17 protein-coding genes are annotated in these 17567 nt (G+C 70.4%); 11 read left to right on the top strand and 6 right to left on the bottom strand.

Going from position 1 to position 17567, the window contains the following annotated elements; genetic code table 11:
• Positions 1-32: 32 nt before the first annotated feature.
• Positions 33-326: a 4a-hydroxytetrahydrobiopterin dehydratase gene (locus ACWEIJ_RS27825; RefSeq protein ID WP_449840183.1), complete on the bottom strand. Its 294-nt coding sequence runs from the start codon at positions 324-326 to the stop codon at positions 33-35.
• Positions 327-464: 138 nt separating this feature from the next.
• On the opposite strand from ACWEIJ_RS27825, the gene ACWEIJ_RS27830 reads away from it, so the two are divergent.
• The 5 genes from ACWEIJ_RS27830 (at position 465) to ACWEIJ_RS27850 (ending at position 5343) form a co-directional block, all read left to right on the top strand.
• Positions 465-1463: a thiamine ABC transporter substrate-binding protein gene (locus tag ACWEIJ_RS27830; protein ID WP_449840184.1), complete on the top strand. Its 999-nt coding sequence runs from the start codon at positions 465-467 to the stop codon at positions 1461-1463.
• Between the two features lie 64 nt (positions 1464-1527).
• On the top strand, positions 1528-3156 hold the full coding sequence (locus ACWEIJ_RS27835) for an ABC transporter permease (protein WP_449840185.1): 1629 nt from the start codon (positions 1528-1530) through the stop codon (positions 3154-3156).
• On the top strand, positions 3156-4106 hold the full coding sequence (locus ACWEIJ_RS27840) for an ABC transporter ATP-binding protein (RefSeq protein ID WP_449840186.1): 951 nt from the start codon (positions 3156-3158) through the stop codon (positions 4104-4106). Before ACWEIJ_RS27835 ends, ACWEIJ_RS27840 begins: the two co-directional genes overlap by 1 nt.
• Before the next feature lie 11 nt (positions 4107-4117).
• A complete protein-coding gene (locus tag ACWEIJ_RS27845; protein ID WP_449840187.1) occupies positions 4118-4876 on the top strand; it encodes an SDR family oxidoreductase in 759 nt (252 codons plus the stop codon).
• Positions 4873-5343 (top strand): HIT family protein, encoded by a 471-nt coding sequence (locus tag ACWEIJ_RS27850; RefSeq protein ID WP_449840188.1) that lies wholly within the window; start codon positions 4873-4875, stop codon positions 5341-5343. Before ACWEIJ_RS27845 ends, ACWEIJ_RS27850 begins: the two co-directional genes overlap by 4 nt.
• On the opposite strand, the gene ACWEIJ_RS27855 is transcribed toward ACWEIJ_RS27850, so the two are convergent.
• Genes ACWEIJ_RS27855 through ACWEIJ_RS27865 form a run of 3 tightly spaced genes read right to left on the bottom strand, consistent with a single transcriptional unit; the run spans position 5327 to position 8207 of the window.
• Positions 5327-6127 (bottom strand): ABC transporter permease, encoded by an 801-nt coding sequence (locus ACWEIJ_RS27855; RefSeq protein ID WP_449840189.1) that lies wholly within the window; start codon positions 6125-6127, stop codon positions 5327-5329. The genes ACWEIJ_RS27850 and ACWEIJ_RS27855 overlap by 17 nt on opposite strands.
• Positions 6124-7128 carry an ABC transporter ATP-binding protein gene (locus ACWEIJ_RS27860; protein ID WP_449840190.1) on the bottom strand — a complete coding sequence of 335 codons (1005 nt, stop codon included), beginning with the start codon at positions 7126-7128 and terminating at the stop codon, positions 6124-6126. Before ACWEIJ_RS27860 ends, ACWEIJ_RS27855 begins: the two co-directional genes overlap by 4 nt.
• Positions 7125-8207 carry a LolA family protein gene (locus ACWEIJ_RS27865; protein WP_449840191.1) on the bottom strand — a complete coding sequence of 361 codons (1083 nt, stop codon included), beginning with the start codon at positions 8205-8207 and terminating at the stop codon, positions 7125-7127. Before ACWEIJ_RS27865 ends, ACWEIJ_RS27860 begins: the two co-directional genes overlap by 4 nt.
• A gap of 166 nt (positions 8208-8373) precedes the next feature.
• Between ACWEIJ_RS27865 and ACWEIJ_RS27870 the strand changes: the two genes are divergently transcribed.
• From ACWEIJ_RS27870 to ACWEIJ_RS27880, 3 genes are read left to right on the top strand one after another with little or no spacing between them, the layout of a single operon-like run.
• Positions 8374-9087, top strand: a complete 714-nt coding sequence (locus ACWEIJ_RS27870) for a response regulator transcription factor (protein ID WP_449840192.1) — start codon at positions 8374-8376, stop codon at positions 9085-9087.
• A complete protein-coding gene (locus tag ACWEIJ_RS27875; RefSeq protein ID WP_449840193.1) occupies positions 9084-10343 on the top strand; it encodes a sensor histidine kinase in 1260 nt (419 codons plus the stop codon). Before ACWEIJ_RS27870 ends, ACWEIJ_RS27875 begins: the two co-directional genes overlap by 4 nt.
• Positions 10344-10352: 9 nt before the next feature.
• Positions 10353-11126, top strand: coding sequence for a (deoxy)nucleoside triphosphate pyrophosphohydrolase (locus tag ACWEIJ_RS27880; RefSeq protein ID WP_449840194.1), 774 nt, complete (start codon positions 10353-10355; stop codon positions 11124-11126).
• Here ACWEIJ_RS27880 and trpS read toward each other — a convergent pair.
• Complete coding sequence (gene trpS, locus ACWEIJ_RS27885; protein ID WP_449840195.1) at positions 11119-12042, bottom strand: tryptophan--tRNA ligase; 924 nt, start codon at positions 12040-12042, stop codon at positions 11119-11121. The two genes, ACWEIJ_RS27880 and trpS, sit on opposite strands and share 8 nt — an antisense overlap.
• A 169-nt stretch (positions 12043-12211) precedes the next feature.
• On the opposite strand from trpS, the gene ACWEIJ_RS27890 reads away from it, so the two are divergent.
• A complete protein-coding gene (locus tag ACWEIJ_RS27890) occupies positions 12212-12514 on the top strand; it encodes a YciI family protein (protein WP_449840196.1) in 303 nt (100 codons plus the stop codon).
• 385 nt (positions 12515-12899) lie between these two features.
• Here the strand turns inward: ACWEIJ_RS27890 and ACWEIJ_RS27895 are convergent, their stop codons facing one another.
• The gene (locus ACWEIJ_RS27895; protein WP_449840197.1) at positions 12900-13055 is read right to left on the bottom strand and encodes a hypothetical protein; all 156 of its coding nucleotides are present in this window, start codon (positions 13053-13055) and stop codon (positions 12900-12902) included.
• A gap of 153 nt (positions 13056-13208) precedes the next feature.
• Here ACWEIJ_RS27895 and typA point away from each other — a divergent pair, with 153 nt between their 5' ends.
• On the top strand, positions 13209-15104 hold the full coding sequence (gene typA / locus ACWEIJ_RS27900; RefSeq protein ID WP_449840198.1) for a translational GTPase TypA: 1896 nt from the start codon (positions 13209-13211) through the stop codon (positions 15102-15104).
• Between the two features lie 565 nt (positions 15105-15669).
• Positions 15670-17331, top strand: coding sequence for an ABC transporter family substrate-binding protein (locus ACWEIJ_RS27905; protein ID WP_449840199.1), 1662 nt, complete (start codon positions 15670-15672; stop codon positions 17329-17331).
• The last annotated feature ends 236 nt before the right edge of the window (positions 17332-17567 follow it).

Here is a 17567-nt window from a genome sequence, read left to right on the forward strand (position 1 = left end):
CGCGGGCGGCGGCAGCGCACATCTTGACCGAATCAGGCCAGCGCGTCCAGGACCCCGTCGATTTCCTCGGCGAGAGATACGTCGAGCGCGGTGATTCCTCCCTTGTAGTGGGTGCTCAGGCGGAAGGTGAGGGTCTTGTAGCGGATGTCGACGTCCGGGTGGTGGTTGTCGTTCTCCGCGATCTCCGCGACCCGGTTCACGACCATGATCGCCTGCGCGAAGCTCTCCAGCTCCACCGTCCTGACCAGCGCCGCGTCCTGGGCGGTCCAGTCGGGCAGCTTGGGCAGCACGTCGTTCAACTGATCGTCGCTCAACAGCTCGGCCATGTCCTGATCGTCCCACCACGTCACGTAAGCTGCGCGTTTGCCACGGGAGTCCGGTGAAGCGCCGGGCTGAGAGGAGGGCTCGCAAGCCCTCGACCGTCCACCTGATCCGGGTCATACCGGCGTAGGGAGAGATTTGACGTGAGAAGGATTTTCGCTGTCGTCGCCGCTTTGGCGCTGACCGGTTGTTCGGCCGGTACGTCGACCGCGCCGCAGAAGCACGAGGTCACGTTGGTGACCCACGACTCGTTCGTCGTGAAGCCGGAGGTGCTGGACGAGTTCCAGAAGTCCTCGGGGATCACGGTCAAGCAGATCGCGAACGGTGACGCGGGCGAGCTGACGAACAAGCTGGTGCTCACCAAGGCCAACCCGATCGGCGACCTGGCGTTCGGCGTCGACTCGACGTTCGCCTCGCGGGCGCTGTCCGAGGGCGTGTTCGCCGCCTACGCCTCGCCGGAGGCCTCGAAGGGCGCGCAGCGGTACAAGGTCGACGACACCGGGCGCCTGCACGCCGTGGACGTCGGTGACGTGTGTCTGAACATCGACCCCGCGAAGCTCGGCGGCGCCGAGCCTGCCTCGTACGAGGACCTCGTCGACCCGAAGTTCAAGGACGAGTTGGTCGTGGAGAACCCCGCCACGTCCTCGCCGGGGCTCGCGTTCCTGCTGGGCACGATCGCGAAGTTCGGCGAGAACGGCTGGCAGGAGTACTGGACCAAGCTCAAGGCCAACGGCGTCAAGGTCGTGAGCGGCTGGGAAGAGGCCTACAACCAGGAGTTCTCCGCCACCAAGGGCACGCGGCCGATCGTGGTGTCCTACGCCTCGTCGCCGTCGGCGGAGGGTGGGAAGACGAAGGCCGTGCTGGACACCTGCTACCGGCAGGTCGAGTACGCGGGTGTGCTGGCCGGGGCCAAGAACCCCGCTGACGCGCAGAAGGTGCTGGACTTCCTGCTGGGCGAGAAGTTCCAGGCCCAGGTGGCCGAGCAGATGTACGTCTACCCGTCGCGCGAGGGGGTCGCGCTGCCCGAGTCGTGGGCCAAGGACGCCCCGCTGCCGCCGAACCCGCAGACCCTGCCCGCGGACAAGGTCAAGGACAACCGCGAAGCCTGGGTCGAGCAGTGGCGCAAGCTCGTGCAGGGCTGAGCGAGCCTGACCTGGGCGGGGTCTGGCTGTTCGAGTGGGGGCGGCGCGAGGTCGGGGAGGCCTGATGGTGGCGCGGTCTGGCCGGGCGCCGGCGGCGGGAGGCCTGATCTCGGCGCGTTCTGGCTGGTCGGCGGCCTCCTTGCTGCCGCTGGCCTTCCTCGCGCTCTTCTTCGCCTGGCCGGTCCTCGCGATCGTCTCGCTCGGCTTCCGCAAGGGCGGTGTCGCCGAGGCGCTGTTCTCCGCCGAGACCTGGCAGCTCGTCGGCTTCACCCTCGGCCAGGCCGCCGCGTCGACCCTCGTCGCGGTGGTCGCCGGGTTGCCCGTGGCGTTCGTGCTGGCCCGGTGCCGGTTGCGCGGCCTCGGGATCGTGCGCGCGGCCGTGATGGTGCCGTTCGTGCTGCCGACCGTGGTGGTGGGTCTGGCGTTCCGGACGTTCTGGCCGGACGGCGGGGTGCTTCCGATCGTGCTGGCCAACGCGTTCTTCAACGTCGCCGTGGTCGCGCGGACCGTGGGCGGGCTGTGGGCGCACACGGATCGGCGGGCCGAGGACGCGGCTCGGGCGCTCGGGGCTTCTCGGCCGCGGGCGTTCGCGTCGGTCGTGCTGCCGGCGTTGGCGCCTGCGATCGGGTCCGCGGCGGCGGTCGTGTTCCTGTTCTGCGCCACGAGTTTCGGAGTTGTGCTGGTGCTGGGCGGGTCGCGGTACCGGACCTTGGAGACCGAGATCTACCTGCGGACGGTCGAGCTGTTCGACCTGTCCGGGGCGGCGGCGTTGTCGTTGCTGCAGTTCGCCGCGGTGCTGGCGGTGCTCGTGCTGGGGGCGTTGGCCCGGCGTCGGCGGGAGACCGCGTTGGCGTTGCGCGGCAGGGAAGAGCTGGCGCGACGGCCGTCCGGTGGTGAGTGGTACGTGGTCGCCGCGGCGGTCGTGGTCGTGGTGGCGCTGCTGACGCCGGTCGTCGGGCTGGTGGCGCGGTCACTGTCCACCCGGGACGGTTGGAGCTTCGCCGGGTACGCGGCGCTGGCGTCGCGCGGCGATCGCGGAACGCTGGCGGTGACCGGTCTCGACGCGGCGGTGAACTCGGTGCGGACCGCGTTCGACGCGACGCTGGTGGCGCTGGTGGTCGGGGTGTTCTCGGCGGTGGTGCTGGTCGGGTTGCGGCGGTCGGGTTCGCGCGGTGCCGAGGTGCTCGACACGGCGTTGATGCTGCCGTTGGGCGTGTCGGCGGTGACGGTCGGTTTCGGGTACCTGGTGACGATGGACGCGTTGCCGGGCGACTTCCGGACCTCGCCGCTGCTGGTGCCGTTGGCGCAGGCCCTGGTGGTGACGCCGTTGATCGTGCGGATGGTGTTGCCGGTGTTGCGGGCCGTGGACGAACGGCTGCGGCAGGCGGCGGCGACGCTGGGCGCCTCGCCGGTGCGGGTGTGGCGCGAGGTGGACCTGCCGCTGGTCGGGCGGTCGCTCGTGGCGGCGGCCGGGTTCGGGTACGTCGTGGCGCTGGGGGAGTTCGGGGCGACGAGCTTCCTGGCGCGGCCGGACGCGCCGACGTTGCCGGTGGTGATCGCGCGGTTGATGGCGCGGCCGGGGGAGTTGAACAGTCAGATGGCCTACGCGGCGTGCGCGCTGCTGATGGTCGTCACGGTCGGGTGCGTGCTGCTGATCGAACGGTTGCGCGTGCCGAGCAGCGGGGAGTTCTGATGGCGCTGGAGCTCGGCTCGATCACCGTCCGTTATGGACAGACGACCGCGGTGTCGGACGTGTCGCTGTCGGTGGCGGACGGCGAGGTCGTGGCTCTGCTGGGGCCGTCGGGCTGCGGGAAGTCGACGTTGCTGCGCACGATCGCCGGGCTGGAGAAGCCGTCTTCCGGTTCGGTGCGATGGGATTCCTCGGATTTGGCCGGCGTTCCGGTGCACCGGCGCGAGTTCGGGCTCGTCTTCCAGGACGGGCAGCTGTTCCCGCACCGGTCGGTGGCGGGGAACGTGGGTTTCGGCCTGCGGATGCACGGGGTGGACCGCGAGGAACGCGAGAAGCGGGTGCTGTCGTTGCTGGAGCTCGTCGGGCTGGAGGGCTACGCGGACCGGCGCGTGACGCAGCTGTCCGGTGGTGAGCAGCAACGGGTGGCGCTGGCGCGGGCGCTGGCTCCCTCACCTCGGTTGTTGCTGCTGGACGAACCGCTGTCGGCGCTGGACCGGGCGTTGCGGGAGCAGCTCGCGGTCGACCTGGCGCGGTTGTTGCGCGAGGCCGCGACGACCGCGCTGGTCGTGACGCACGACCACGACGAGGCGTTCACGCTGGCCGACCGGGTGGCGATCATGTCGCGCGGCCGGATCGTCCAGGTCGGACCGCCGGCAGAGGTGTGGTCGTCGCCGGTCGACGTGGAGACCGCGAAGTTCCTGGGGTGCAACAAGTTCGTGCCCGGCTCGTTCGTCGGGCTGGACGTCGCGCGGGTCGGGTTGCGGGCCACGGCGCTGCGGGTGGACGACTCCGGGCCGTTGGAGGGCACGGTGCTGGAGCGGGTGCATCGGCGTGATCACGTGCGGTTGCTCGTGGAGATCGACGGCGACGAGTACGAGGCCGTCGGACCGGTGTCGGTGGGCGACCGCGTGCGGCTCCAAATTGACTTGGACGGCGTTGCCCGAATCGGTTAGCTGGGGGTCCTATGGGATCTCTTGATGGACGAGTCGCGCTCGTCACGGGCGTGAGCAGGCGGCAGGGCATCGGGTACGCGATCGCACGGCGGCTGGCGTCGTTGGGCGCGGATCTGTTCGTGCAGCACCACGTGTCGCACGACGCTTCGCAGCCGTGGGGCGCCGACTCGATCGAAGACGTCATCGCGGGCATCGGCGGTCGCGTGCGGCACCTCGGCCTCGATCTGACCGAGCCGGACGCGCCGGACCGGCTCGTGGCCGCCGCGGTCGAGGCGTACGGGCGCGTCGACGTGCTCGTGTGCAACCACGCGCTCAGCGGGTCGGACGGGCCGTTGGGCGAGCTGGACGCGGCCATGCTCGACCAGCATTACGCGGTGAACACGCGGTCGTCGATCCTGCTGACGCAAGCGTTTGCGCGTCAGCACGACGGCGCGCGCGGCGGGCGGGTCGTGTTCATGACCTCCGGGCAGAACCTGGGACCGATGCCGAACGAGGTCGCGTACGCGGCGTCGAAGGGCGCGCTGGTGGGCATCATGTCGACGCTGTCGCACCACCTGATCAGGCGGGGGATCACGATCAACGCCGTGAACCCCGGCCCGACCGACACCGGTTACGCGAACGAGGAGACGAGGGAGTGGGTGCGGGAGCGGATGCCGCTGGGGCGCTGGGGCGAGCCGGACGACGCCGCCCGGCTGGTCTCCTGGCTGTGCACCGACGACGCCGAGTGGATCACCGGTCAGGTGATCAACAGCGAGGGCGGCTTCCGGTGACGACGTCCCACGAACCGGCCGGGTACGAGTGCCCGTTCTGCTTCCTGCTGGCCGGTGGGGAGACCGAGATCGACAGTCCGCGCGACATCGTGCTGCAGACCGACCGGGCGACGGCGTTCGTGGCATCTGGCTGGTGGCCGAACAACCACGGCCATGTGCTCGTGATCCCCAACGCGCACCACGAGAACATTTACGAGCTTCCCGCCGAGTACGGACACGCGGTGCACGACGTGGTCCGCGAGATCGCCATCGCGATGCGTGCTTCGTACGGCTGCGACGGCATCTCGACCCGTCAGCACAACGAGCCCGCCGGTGGCCAGGACGCGTGGCACTACCACGTCCACGTGTTCCCGCGGTACGACGGCGACGACCTGTACGGGTCGAAGCCGCTACCGGGGTTCGCCACCGGCGAGCAGCGTTGGGCCTACGCCGACAAGCTGCGCGCGGCGCTCAGCTGTCCTTCGTGACCAGGCGGATCGCCGCCAGCCCCGTGCCGATCAGCAGGTAGCAGCCCGCGAGCAGCGTGCTGTTCCAGATCTGGTCGGGCGGGATCGGGTCGCGCATCACGTCGACCAGGCCGGGGAAGCCGGTCGTGATCAGGAACGGGTGCAGCCAGTCCAGCGAGGAGAACTGCCCCAGCACCTGGAACACGATGATCGTCGTCATCGTCGCCGCCTGCACCACCAGCGGGTGCTCGGTGGTCGCGCTGACGGCGAGGGCGACCGCGCCGATCGACACCATCTGGAACGTCACGAGCACGATGAACAACGCGATGCGCAGCAGGCCTTCGCCGGTGGTCAACGTCGTCCCGGTGAGCGTCACCATGCCGTTGGTGCCCAGGAACGCCGTGCCGGCGATGATGCCCACGACCGCCATCAGCGTGACGGCGAAGAGCGACATCGCGGTGAGCCCGAACAGTTTCACGAACAGCAGCCGCACCCGTGACACCGGCGCGACCAGCAGGCCGCGCAACGTGCCGTGCTGCGCCTCGCCCGCGAGGCCGTCCGCCGCCCAGATCGACGCCACCAGCGGCAGCAGCAGGTTGAGCGACAGGAACAGCGTGAAGATCGGCACCACCAGGCCGTTGCCCTGCAGGATCGCGGCGAGACCGGGTCCGCCGCCGCTGTCGCCCGCGGCCCAGATGCCGAAGCTGATGATGATCGGCACCAGGACCAGCCCGAACAACCCGATGATGGTCCGCGGCCGGCGCAGCATCCACCGCACCTCGGAACCGAACTGACGCGCGATCATCGCGGTCCCCCGTCCAGCGTGTCCACAGAGGACATTCCGCGCTCGGCCTCCTCGGCCTCGGTGAGCCGCGCGAACAGCTCCTCCAGACCGGTCTTCCACCTCGTCGCCTCGTAGACCCCGACACCGGCCTTCACCAGCGTCTCGATCACCTGCGGCGCGCTGGTTCCGGCGAGCTCCACCCGCAGTCCCTCGCCGAGCGGGCGGGCGGAGATCTTGGCGCCGCGCAGTGCGCTCAGCGCGGTCTCCACGTCCGGGGTGATCACCTGGAGCGCCGAGCCGCCCGCCTGCAGCAGCTCGGTCAGTTCCCCTTGCGCCACCACGGTTCCGCGGTGCAGGACGGCGACGTGCGTGCAGGTCGCCTCGACCTCGCTGAGCAGGTGGCTGGAGACCAGCACCGTGGTGCCCTGGCGGTGCAGGTCGGCGATGATCTTGCGGATCTCGCGCGTGCCCGCCGGGTCGAGGCCGTTGGTCGGCTCGTCCAGCACGACCAGCTTGCGCGGCACGAGCAACGCCGCGGCCAGGCCGAGACGTTGCTTCATGCCGAGCGAGTAGCCCCGGTACCTGCGGTGGGCCGCCTGGGCGAGCCCGACTCGTTCGAGCGCGTCCTCGACCGCCTGCTTGATGTCGCGCTTCCGCAGCAGCGGTTCGAACGCGGCACACCTGACGAGGTTCTCCCGCCCGCTGAGGAACGGGTGGAACCCCGGACCCTCGACCAGCGCGCCCACGTGCGGCAGCGCCTGCTCGGCCCCGTCGGGAAGACGCTTGCCGAGCAGCTCGATCTCCCCCTGGGTCGGCCGCACCAACCCGAGCAGCATGCGGATCGTGGTCGTCTTGCCCGACCCGTTGGGGCCGAGCATGCCGAGCACGGCCCCCTCCGGCAGCTCCAGGTCGACGCGGTCGACGGCGACCGTGCTCCCGTACTCCTTGCGCAGACCCCTGGTCCGCGCGGCGACGGCGGTCGGCTTCTCCGTCGTCACCGGCGCGCTGGTCGAGGTGGTCACTTCACCTGTCCGATCGTGTCGAACAGCACCTGCTCGGGCACGGCACCCGCCGCCACGCGGCCGTCGTCCGCGATCAGGATCGTGGCGACCTTGGTGTTGAACAGCTTGCCGCTGCCCCAGCTGCCGCTGACCTTCTTCGTGAACCGGTCCACCAGCCCCTGAGCCTCGGCCGGCACCTTGGTCATGGCCTCAGCCGGGATCCTCGCCCCGACGACCGTGTCCCAGCCGCTGCCGAAGACCTGCGGGTTCTCACCCCGCAGCGCCTGCTCCAGCCCCAGCTCCGGCTGCCGCTGGTGCTTCTGCTGCTTCTCCTTGGCCTCCGGCGTGGTGACCTTGGCGCCGGCCGGCGGCGTGAACTCGAACAGCTTCGCGTCCTGCGGCCCCACGTCGATCTGGCTGAAGCCGACGGTGGCCGCCGGTTCCGCGGTGCCGTTGGTGAGGACGGCGACCCGCAGCGGCATCTTCAGCTCGGAGTCGACCGCGATCCGCACCTCGCGGACCAGGGTCTTCTCGGTGGCCTTCGGCGTCAGCACCAGCTCGTAGGCCGCGCGGTTGGCCACGCGGGCCGTGCCGTCGACCGTGATGTCGCTGAACTCCTTGGTCTTGCCGATGATCTCCTTGGCCGCGGTGGCCGGGTCGGCCGCCTTCTGCTCGGCGGCCTCCGGCTTGACGGAACCGAGCCGGTCGAAGCCCTCGGACTTCGTCACCTCGTTGTCCGCCGAGTTCCACGACCACACGGTGGTGCCGTCGTTCACGACGGTCTGCTCGGACTGGCCGTTGGGCAGCGCGAGCCTGAACTTGTCGTTGCCGTCCGTCCAGATCCGCGCGCTGTGCTTGCCGTCGGCGAGCTGCGGGATCTCGGCGATGGCCGGGAGACCGAGCTTGTTGTCGACCTCCACGGTGCCGCCGAACGCGCCCGGCTTCGCGGTCAGGACCTGCTCCACCAGGGTTTCCGGGGAGACGGTCGGCAGGGATGGTGGCTGGCCAGCGCCTGCGGGCATGGCGAGCAGGCTGAGGCCTGCCGCTCCGGTGAGCACACCGGCCGCTGCCGCGGCCAGGGTCACCTTTCGCTTGTTCATTCTTCTGTCCCCTCCTCCAAGGGCTTGTGGGTCCAGCTTGGTGGTGGGTTGCTGAGATGGTGCTGAGACTAGTTCCACCAGCGGTTTTGTGCCTGCCGGTGGCGGTTTTCGAAGCGTTGCTGAGAGTCGGCTGAGATCTTGCGGGCGGCGGAGCCGAGAGCGCGGCATGCTGTGCGGTGTGAAGCCTCGAGTGCTGGTCGTGGACGACGAAGTCGGCGTGCGCCGGGCGTTGGAGCGCGGGCTGGCGGCCGAGGGGATGGAGGTCGTCACGGCCTCCGACGGACCCACGGCGTTGCGGGTGGCGTTGACCGGGGCGTTCGACGTGGTGCTGCTGGACATCATGCTGCCCGGGCTGTCCGGGTACCGGGTGTTGCAGCGGATGCGGGCCGACGGGGTGCGGACGCCGGTGTTGATGGTGTCGGCGAAGGACGGGGAGATCGACCAGGCGGACGGGCTGGATCTCGGCGCCGACGGGTACCTGGTGAAGCCGTTCAGCTTCGTGGTGCTGGTGGCGCAGGTCCGGGCGTTGCTGCGGCGCGGGGGCGGGGCGCGGCGGAGGCTGACGTTGGGGGACCTGGTCATCGACCGCGGGTTGCGCGAGGTCAGCTGGGCCGGGCAGGACGTGTCGCTGAGCCCGCGGGAGTACGCGGTGCTGGACGTGCTGGCGTCGCGCGCCGGGTCGGTGGTGACCAAGGACGAGCTGTTGCGGACCGTCTGGGGTGACGAGCAGGCGGCCACGCGGAACGCGGTCGAGGTCTACGTCGGGTACCTCCGGCGCAAGCTGGAGGCGGTCGGGGCGGGGGAGGTCGTGCGGACCGTGCGGGGGCACGGGTACATCGCGTCCACTCCGGACCTCGACAACGCGTTGGGGAACAAGTGAGTCCTCGCCGCTGGTGGTTCCGGCGCACCTTGCGCTTCCGGATCACCGTGGTGGCGACCGGGGTGGCGTTGTTGTGCCTGCTGGCTTTCACGGGGCTGGCGCCGGCGTTGATCGGGCTCATCCAGATCACCGCGGTGGACCAGGAGCTGGCCAAGGCGCCGCCGCGGGTGCTGGACGTGTCCGGGGTGCCGGTGGACGGGAAACCGCCGCTTCCGTTGACGGCGCAGGACATCCGGACGTTGAAGGCCGGGGAACCGGTGCTGCGGCTGGAAGGGGCCTCCGCGCAGCGGTGGCGGGGGCACGTGGTGTTCACCGGGGACGGCACGCCGCGGCTCGAGGTGTACGGCAGCACGTTGCTCGGGTACGAGAAGGCCAACACGCTGGGAACCCGGTGGCTCGCGGTGGCGGCGGTGCTCGTGGCCGGGTTCGTGGGGATCGCCACCTGGCTGTCGGTGCGGTCGTCGCTGCGGCCCGTGGAACGGATGCGGGTGGCGGCCGGGGAGCTGCCGCACGGGGAGCGGTTGCCGGTGCCGCCGTCGCGGGACGAGCTGCAGGCGCTGGCCGAGGCGCTCAACGCGTTGCTGGCGCGGCGGGACGAGGCGTCGGACCGGTTGCGGCGGTTCACCGGGGACGCGGCGCACGAGCTGAGGTCACCGGTGGCGTCGGTGCGGGCGCAGGCCGAGGTCGCGGTGGCGCATCCCGATCCGGACTTCTCGATCGAGGTGCTGGAGTCGGTGGTCGAGGAGTCGATCAGGCTCAGCGCGCTGGTGGACTCGTTGCTCATCCTGGCTCGCGCGGACACCGCGGCACCGCCCCGGGCCGAGGCGGTGGACCTGGTGCTGGAGGCCGAGGCGGCGATCGCCCGGCTCGACACGGAGCTGCTGGTGCGGTTGAACGCGCCGCCGTCGGCGTGCCTGGTGGCGGCGACCAGGTCCGAGGTCGAGCTGGTGCTGGACAACCTGATGCGCAACGCGGCCCGGTACGCGTACTCGACGATCACGCTGACGTTGGTGCCGGTCGGGCGGGACGTGCGGTTGCTCGTGGACGACGACGGGCACGGGATTCCCGTGGAGCACCGGGCGAAGGTGTTCGACCGGTTCCACCGCGTCGAGGAGGACCGCGGGCGGGCGTCGGGTGGGTTCGGGCTCGGGCTCGCGCTGGTGGCGCATCTCGTGCAACGGCGGGGCGGGTCGGTGCGGGCCGCGGAGTCGCCTGCCGGTGGTGCGCGTTTGGAGATCCGCTGGCCGTCCTGGTAGGCAACCTCAGTGCCAGAGTTGCGAGCGTCGGCGCTGGTCGACGCGCCTGTTGCCGTTGTTGCCGGTGCCCTGCTGGACACCGCGTTGATCACCGGGTTCGGGGTGAAGGTGCCCGGTCCCCTGCTGTGCCTCGGGGACGTGCTCACCGGGCCGTTCGGGGTCGAGCTGACGGTCACGCGGGCTGATCTGTCCGGGGTGTCGGCGGCCGGTGACTTCCTGGAGCTGCACACGGATCTCGTGGTCACCGGGGCCGGGACGATGGTGATCGACCGGGTGAGCTGGACGACCGTCGGCGGCGTGGTCGGGCGGTTCGCGGACGTCACGGTCGGGCGCGGGATGGCGTTGCGGGTGCTGGAGAAGCGGTCGGCGTTGCTGGCGCGGCGGTGCCAGGAGCTGAGCGCGGCACGAGTGGTCGTCGGAGCGGCGATCGTCCGGAGTGGACGGTTGCTGGCCCAGCAGCGGTCCTACCCGGAAAGCCATGCGGGGCAGTGGGAACTGCCCGGAGGGCGGGTCGAGGCCGGCGAGAAGCCCGAGGACGCGCTGGTGCGCGAGTGCGTGGAGGAGCTCGGTGTGTCCGTCGTGGTCGGTGAGCAGGTCGGGCCGGACGTGCCGTTGAAGAAGGACCTGGTCCTGCGGATCTACGCGGCCCAGCTCGGCGGCGGTGAGCCGGAAGCGTTGGAGCACAACGCTGTCCGGTGGCTCACCGCCGACGAGCTGCCCGGCGTGGACTGGCTGCCCGCCGACCGGGTGCTGGTGCCCGCCCTTCAGCGGCTCCTCAACTGAGACCTGAGAGACGCAGAGCCGCGTTCAGGCGGTGCTGGGCGCGGTCGCGGGCCCTTTCCGCGCCCGCCTTGCGGATGCGGTCCAGCTCCGCCGGGTCGGCGAGGAGCTCCAGCGTGCGGTCGCGGACCGGGCGGAGCTCCTCGATCACCGCTTCGGCCACGACGTTCTTGAGGTCGGCGAACCTGCTCGTGTAGTCCTCCGGTTCCTTGCCGGTGCACGAGGTGAGGATCTCGGTCAGGTTCGCGATGCCCTCGGTCGACGACACCGCGCGGCGGACCTTGCGGCGCACCAGGTCCGGCTCGTCGAGGAGGAAGACGACGCCCGCGGAGTTCTGTGCGGACTTGTCCATTTTGCGCGCCGGGTCCGAGAGATCCTTGATGCGTGCACCCACTTTCGGCACCACGGCCGTCGGGACGATGAACGCCTCGCCGTACGCGTGGTTGAAGCGGCGGGCGAGCGCGCGGGCCAGTTCCACGTGCTGGAGCTGGTCCTCGCCGACCGGGACCTCCGCCGTGCCCTGCAACAGGATGTCCGCGGCCATCAGCACCGGGTAGGTGAGCAGGCTGAGGCGCACGGAGTCGCGGCCGAGCGACTTCTCCTTGAACTGGATCATGCGCGCGGCCTCCCCGTACGTGCAGGTGCACTCCAGCACCCAGTTGAGCGCCCCCAGTTCGCGGATCAGGTCGCTCTGGACGCAGGTGCTCTCCGGGGCGATCCCGCTCGCGATCAGCACGGCGAACTGCTCGCGCGTCAGGGATCGCAGACGTTGCGGGTTGTGCGACGACGTCATCGCGTGCAGGTCGCTGATGAAGTACACGTCGTCGGGCGTGCCCTCGCGTGCCCACGTCCGCAGCGCGCCCAGGTAGTTGCCCAAGTGGACCTGGCCGGAGGGCGTGATGGCGGAGAGCCGGATCATGTCGTTGGTCCTTTCGTGAAGGACCGCCCGGACGAAACGCACAAAAAAGCCGCCCGTCCCGGGCGGCCTGTGGGTGCGTCAGCGCACTGCTACTCCGGCCGCCTGAAAGCGGCCCACCAGAGGGTGTTCAGAGTGCGCACGATCACCAGTATAGGACTACCTTTGAAGGATGTTCATCGTGCTGCTGAAGTACGTCGCGCCACTGGAACAGATCGACTACGCCCTCCCCGACCACCGCGAGTGGGTCGAGAAGCAGTACGAGCGAGGGCTGTTCCTCGCCTCAGGGCGTCAGGTGCCGAGGACCGGCGGCGTGATCATCACGCGGCCCATGCCCCGCGGCAAGCTCGAAGCGCTGCTCGCCACGGACCCGTGGGCGGAGCAGAAGCTGGTGAAGTACGAGATCTGCGAGTTCGAGGCGACGCGGACGGCGCCGGAGCTCATGAAGCTGAACGAGGCCGTGCTGCAGGGTTAGCGCCTGGAGCCGAGCCGTTCGATCGCCGCGTCGAGCGCGTCGTACCTGTCGGCGTGTGTGAGCGGGGCGATCGGCGTGTTGCCGTACGTCCTGCCGGTGCGGTCGGCCAGGTACGCGGTGGTGATCGCGAGCCGCGCCCCGTCCGGCAGTTCGAAGCTGCTGTTGGCCGTCGCGCAACCGGCCGTCGGGGGCGGTGCGGATCGATTCCGGCGCGCCTCCCTCGGGTGAGACGAGCAGGACGGTGTGCGGGTTGCCGAGGGCCGCGATGGCCTCGTTGATCGCGCGGTAGGTGTCGACGGGTCGCTCGGCGTCCGCCGTGTCGCTGTGAGCTTGAGCACGCAGTGCCGGCCAGTCGGTCTCCCTGCTCTCTCCAGCGAGTGCCGGATCACGCTGCCTTGAGGGCCTTCTTCGCGGCCTTCTTCGCCGCCTTCTTGCGCGCTTTGTCCCGTTCCTTGAGCAGGAAGGGGACCGGGCAGCGCTTGCACTGGGGTTTCGACCGGCAGCACTTCTTCTTGAGCTTCTTGCCCACTGGTTCCCCCACTCCGACACCGTGTCACTAGAGTAGGTGAGGCTCACTTCACTAGGCACTCTTGTGTGGTAATGCCGACGCGGCCGGTACTCTGGTGTACGGCTGTGCGCATCGACGTGTCCGGCGCGAGCCCCTCCAACGCCTTCGAAGCTCTAGGAGTTCTGCGTGCCCACGGCCACCGCGTCTGCCCTTCAGACGCGCACCGACCTGCGAAATGTTGCGATCGTCGCGCACGTCGACCACGGCAAGACCACCCTGGTCGACGCCATGCTGCGCCAGTCCGGCGCCTTCTCCGCGCGTGCCGAGCTCGTGGACCGGGTCATGGACTCGGGTGAGCTCGAGCGTGAGAAGGGCATCACGATCCTCGCCAAGAACACGGCTGTGCGCAGGCACACGCCGGACGGCGACGTGATCATCAACGTCGTCGACACCCCCGGCCACGCCGACTTCGGTGGTGAGGTCGAGCGCGCGCTGTCGATGGTGGACGGTGTCGTCCTGCTCGTCGACGCCTCCGAGGGCCCGCTGCCCCAGACCCGGTTCGTGCTGCGCAAGACGCTGGCCGCCGGTCTGCCGGTGATCCTGCTGGTCAACAAGGTCGACCGCCCCGACGCCCGGATCTCCGAGGTCGTCGAGGAGGCCCACGACCTGCTGCTCGACCTGGCCACCGAGGTGGGTGCCGACGAGTCCGTGCTGGACCTGCCGGTCGTCTACGCCTCGGCGCGCGCCGGCCGTGCGTCGCTGACCCAGCCGGAGGACGGCGGCCTGCCGGACGAGGAGAACCTCGACACCCTGTTCAAGGTGCTGCTCGAGCACATCCCCGCCCCGACGGTGGAGGTCGACGGCCCGCTGCAGGCGCTGGTCACGAACCTCGACGCCTCGACGTTCCTCGGCCGCATCGCGCTGTGCCGCATCCACCGCGGCACGCTGCGCAAGGGCGAGACCGTGGCGTGGTGCCGCGCCGACGGCGAGCCGCAGAAGGTCCGCATCACCGAGCTGCTGATCACCGAGGCCCTCGAGCGCATCCCGGCCGAGGTCGCCCGCGCCGGTGACCTGGTCGCCATCGCCGGCATCCCGGACATCACCATCGGCGACACGCTGGCCGACGCCGACGCGCCCGAGGCCCTGCCGCGGATCACCGTCGACGAGCCCGCGATCTCGATGACCGTCGGTGTGAACACCTCGCCGCTGGCCGGTCGCAACGGCGGCACCAAGCTCACCGCCCGCCTGCTCAAGTCCCGCCTGGACTCCGAGCTGGTCGGCAACGTGTCCGTGCGCGTCCTCCCGACCGAGCGCCCGGACACCTGGGAGGTCCAGGGCCGCGGCGAGCTGGCGCTGGCCATCCTCGTCGAACAGATGCGCCGCGAGGGCTTCGAGCTGACCGTGGGCAAGCCCCAGGTCGTCACCCGCACGGTCGACGGCAAGGTCCACGAGCCGTTCGAGCGCCTCTCCGTCGACTGCCCCGAGGAGCACCTCGGCGCCGTCACGCAGCTGCTGGCCAACCGCAAGGGCCGCATGGAGAACATGTCGGGCCACGGCACGGGCCGCATCAAGCTCGACTACGTGGTCCCGTCGCGCGGCCTGATCGGCTTCCGCACGGAGTTCCTCACCGAGACCCGCGGCACCGGCATCGCCAACGCCGTCTCCGAGGGCTACGGCCCGTGGGCGGGCGAGATCCGCACCCGCCACAACGGCTCCCTGGTCGCCGACCGCGCGGGCTCCATCACCGCCTACGCCATGATCCAGCTGGCCGACCGCGGCACGTTCTTCGTGGAGCCCGGCGCCGACACCTACGAGGGCATGGTCGTGGGCGAGAACCCGCGCGCCGAGGACCTCGACGTGAACGTGTGCCGCGAGAAGAAGCTCACCAACATGCGCTCCTCCACGGCCGACGTGATGGAGACCCTGGCCCGCCCCCGCAAGCTCTCGCTGGAGGAGGCGCTGGAGTTCTGCGCCTTCGACGAGTGCGTGGAGGTCGCGCCCGAGGTCGTCCGCGTCCGCAAGGTCACGCTGGACGCGAACCTGCGCGGCCGCGAGCGTTCGCGCCTGAAGCAGCGCGGCTGAGTTTCCGCTGCTGAACGCCTGACGGGGCGGCTGGGCCTGGCGGCCTGGCCGCCCTTCGTCGTGTCCGGGGCAAAAGAGCCGGCACGCGGACCCCGCGGCGCGTGCACGCGGCTCGCTGAGTGCACGCGGGGAGCTTTCGTACTCTCCTGGAGTACGGGGGGTCCCCGCGTGGTGGTCGCCAGGGGTGCGGTGAGCGGGCGTGGTGGATGGGCGCGGTGGCGAGCGTGCTGGGGTGGGGGAGCGTCCGGCGTGCGGACCCCGCGGCGGGTGCACGCGGCTCGCTGAGTGCACGCGGGGAGCTTTCGTACTCTCCTGGAGTACGGGAGGGCCCCGCGTGGCGGTCGCCAACAGGGTGGAAGGCGGGTGGGCGGGGGGATTGGCGCGGCGGAGGCGTTTCGGCTGCTGAGAATCGGCGACCCCCACCCCGAACCACCCGACCAGGTGAGCCGTACTACCCAGGGTGTCGAGCAACCCGGCCCTGCCCAGCCACGTCCACCAAGTGGCGCGGGTGACAAAACCTGGGTTGCCCGGACGCCGCCACCACCCTTCTGGCAGTGTGAGGACCATGAGGCGACTCGGGGGAGTGCTGGCCGCTGCCGTGCTGTGCGGCACCGCGGCGTGCACGAACGCGCCGCCTCCGCCGTTGGTCGCGAAGTCCGAGGCGCCGGTCATCACCACCACGGGGCCCAAGGTCACCGAGATCGTGGTCGGCGTGGACGACGTGGCGGGCGGCTACAACCCGCACTCGCTCGCGGCGCAGAGTCCCATCACCACGGCGCTGAGCTCCCTCCTGCTGCCCAGCGTCTTCCGCCCCGGACCCGATGGCGCGCCGCAGCTCGACCGCAACCTCATGGTGAGTGCGAAGGTCACCAAGGCCGAACCGTTCACGGTCACGTACACCATCCGCAAGGACGCGAGCTGGTCGGACAGCGCTCCGATCGCCGCCGAGGACTTCTACTACCTGTGGCAGCGTATGCGCGTGGAGCCCGGTGTTGTGGATCCGGCGGGTTACCGGCTCATCAACAACGTGAGCGCGCGTGAGGGCGGCAAGGTCGTCGAGGTGGCGTTCGGCAAGCCGTTCCCCGGCTGGCGGAGCCTCTTCGCGAACCTCCTCCCGGCCCATCTGCTCAAGGACGCGCCGGGGACGTGGTCGAACGTGCTGGCCACCAACTTCCCCGCCACCGCGGGGCCGTTCCAGGTGCGCAGCCTGGACGAGCCGCGCGGGGAGGTCGTGCTGGAGCGCAGCGACCGGTACTGGGAGGCGCCGACCACGCTGGACCGGGTGGTGATCCGCCGTGCCACGCACAGCGCCATGGCCGAGTCACTGTCCAAAGGCGACAACCAGGCCGCACTGCTGCGGGCCGACGCGGCGGACGTGAACCTGCTCAAGGCGGTCCAGGGCCTGACCACGAAACCCGTGCCGCGCAACGAGGTCGCGCAGGTGCTGCTCCGGCCGGAGACCGACCAGCTCAAGGACATCAAGACCCGCAAGGCGGTTCTGAACGCGCTGGACCGGGACGCGCTGATCGCGTCCGGCACGCAGAGCGGGCCGAGTGCGCAGTACCGGGCCGACTCGTACGTGGTGCCGCCGAGCCGCGCCGGGTACCAGCCGACGATCCAGGGCAACACGCTCAACGCCGCCGCCAGTGACCAGCAGCTGACCGAGGCCGGGTACGCCCGCAACGCGCAGAACGTCTGGGAGAAGGCCGGCAAACCGCTCAAGCTGAGGATCGCGGCACCGGACAAGGTCGAGCCGTACGTCGGCATCGCCAACCGGGTCAAGGCGCAGCTGGAGGACCGCGGCATCTCCGCCGAGGTCGTCACCCCGAACGCCGAGGACCTCTTCAGCAAGCAGCTGCTCGGCAAGGACGTCGACATCGCGGTCGTGCCGCGCGTCGACGCCGGCGACTCGGCGGCCGGGCTCGCGAGCACCTACGGGTGTGCCGGTGACGCGCCGGACGGGGGCACGCCGAGCCCGCAGAACCCGGCCGGCTTCTGCGACCCGGCGATCCAGGCCGACATCGACGCCGCGCTCAACGGCAAGGTGCTCCTCAGCGACGCGCTCGCGCGGATCGAGCCGCAGATCCAGGCGCAGGCGGTCGCGTTGCCGTTGTTCCAGGTAGTGGACCTTCTTGGTGTGCTGCCAACAGTATCCGGGGTGGACACCGGGGCGCCGCTGGCCGGTGTGCTGAGCGAGGCACCCGAATGGCGGAGGCTCGACAAGTAGCCGGCGGGTGGGAAAACCCGTTGCGCGCGCCGATCGGTCGTTGCTACGTTCGGCGGCCCTCGTTGACAGAATTCCCGGTGCCCGGTCAACGAACGCATTCGCCCGGTAATCGGGCCATCGCGGCGCGCTACAAGGTGTCTCCATTGGGTCACGATCGCCCTCCCAGGTAGTGACCGCCGCCTCGACGGGTTCTTACCGTGCTGCCCACGATGTGCCGGTTCGGGGCGCGTAAGGCA

The organism is Lentzea sp. NPDC004789, assembly GCF_053601075.1.

Coding starts and splice junctions, on each gene's coding strand:
- ACWEIJ_RS27905 (WP_449840199.1), top strand. CDS start 15,670: ATGAGGCGACTCGGGGGAGTGCTGGCCGCTGCCGTGCTGTGCGGCACC.
- ACWEIJ_RS27855 (WP_449840189.1), bottom strand. CDS start 6,127: ATGATCGCGCGTCAGTTCGGTTCCGAGGTGCGGTGGATGCTGCGCCGG.
- ACWEIJ_RS27865 (WP_449840191.1), bottom strand. CDS start 8,207: ATGAACAAGCGAAAGGTGACCCTGGCCGCGGCAGCGGCCGGTGTGCTC.
- trpS (WP_449840195.1), bottom strand. CDS start 12,042: ATGATCCGGCTCTCCGCCATCACGCCCTCCGGCCAGGTCCACTTGGGC.
- ACWEIJ_RS27890 (WP_449840196.1), top strand. CDS start 12,212: ATGTTCATCGTGCTGCTGAAGTACGTCGCGCCACTGGAACAGATCGAC.
- ACWEIJ_RS27840 (WP_449840186.1), top strand. CDS start 3,156: ATGGCGCTGGAGCTCGGCTCGATCACCGTCCGTTATGGACAGACGACC.
- ACWEIJ_RS27845 (WP_449840187.1), top strand. CDS start 4,118: ATGGGATCTCTTGATGGACGAGTCGCGCTCGTCACGGGCGTGAGCAGG.
- ACWEIJ_RS27825 (WP_449840183.1), bottom strand. CDS start 326: ATGGCCGAGCTGTTGAGCGACGATCAGTTGAACGACGTGCTGCCCAAG.
- ACWEIJ_RS27870 (WP_449840192.1), top strand. CDS start 8,374: ATGCTGTGCGGTGTGAAGCCTCGAGTGCTGGTCGTGGACGACGAAGTC.
- ACWEIJ_RS27835 (WP_449840185.1), top strand. CDS start 1,528: ATGGTGGCGCGGTCTGGCCGGGCGCCGGCGGCGGGAGGCCTGATCTCG.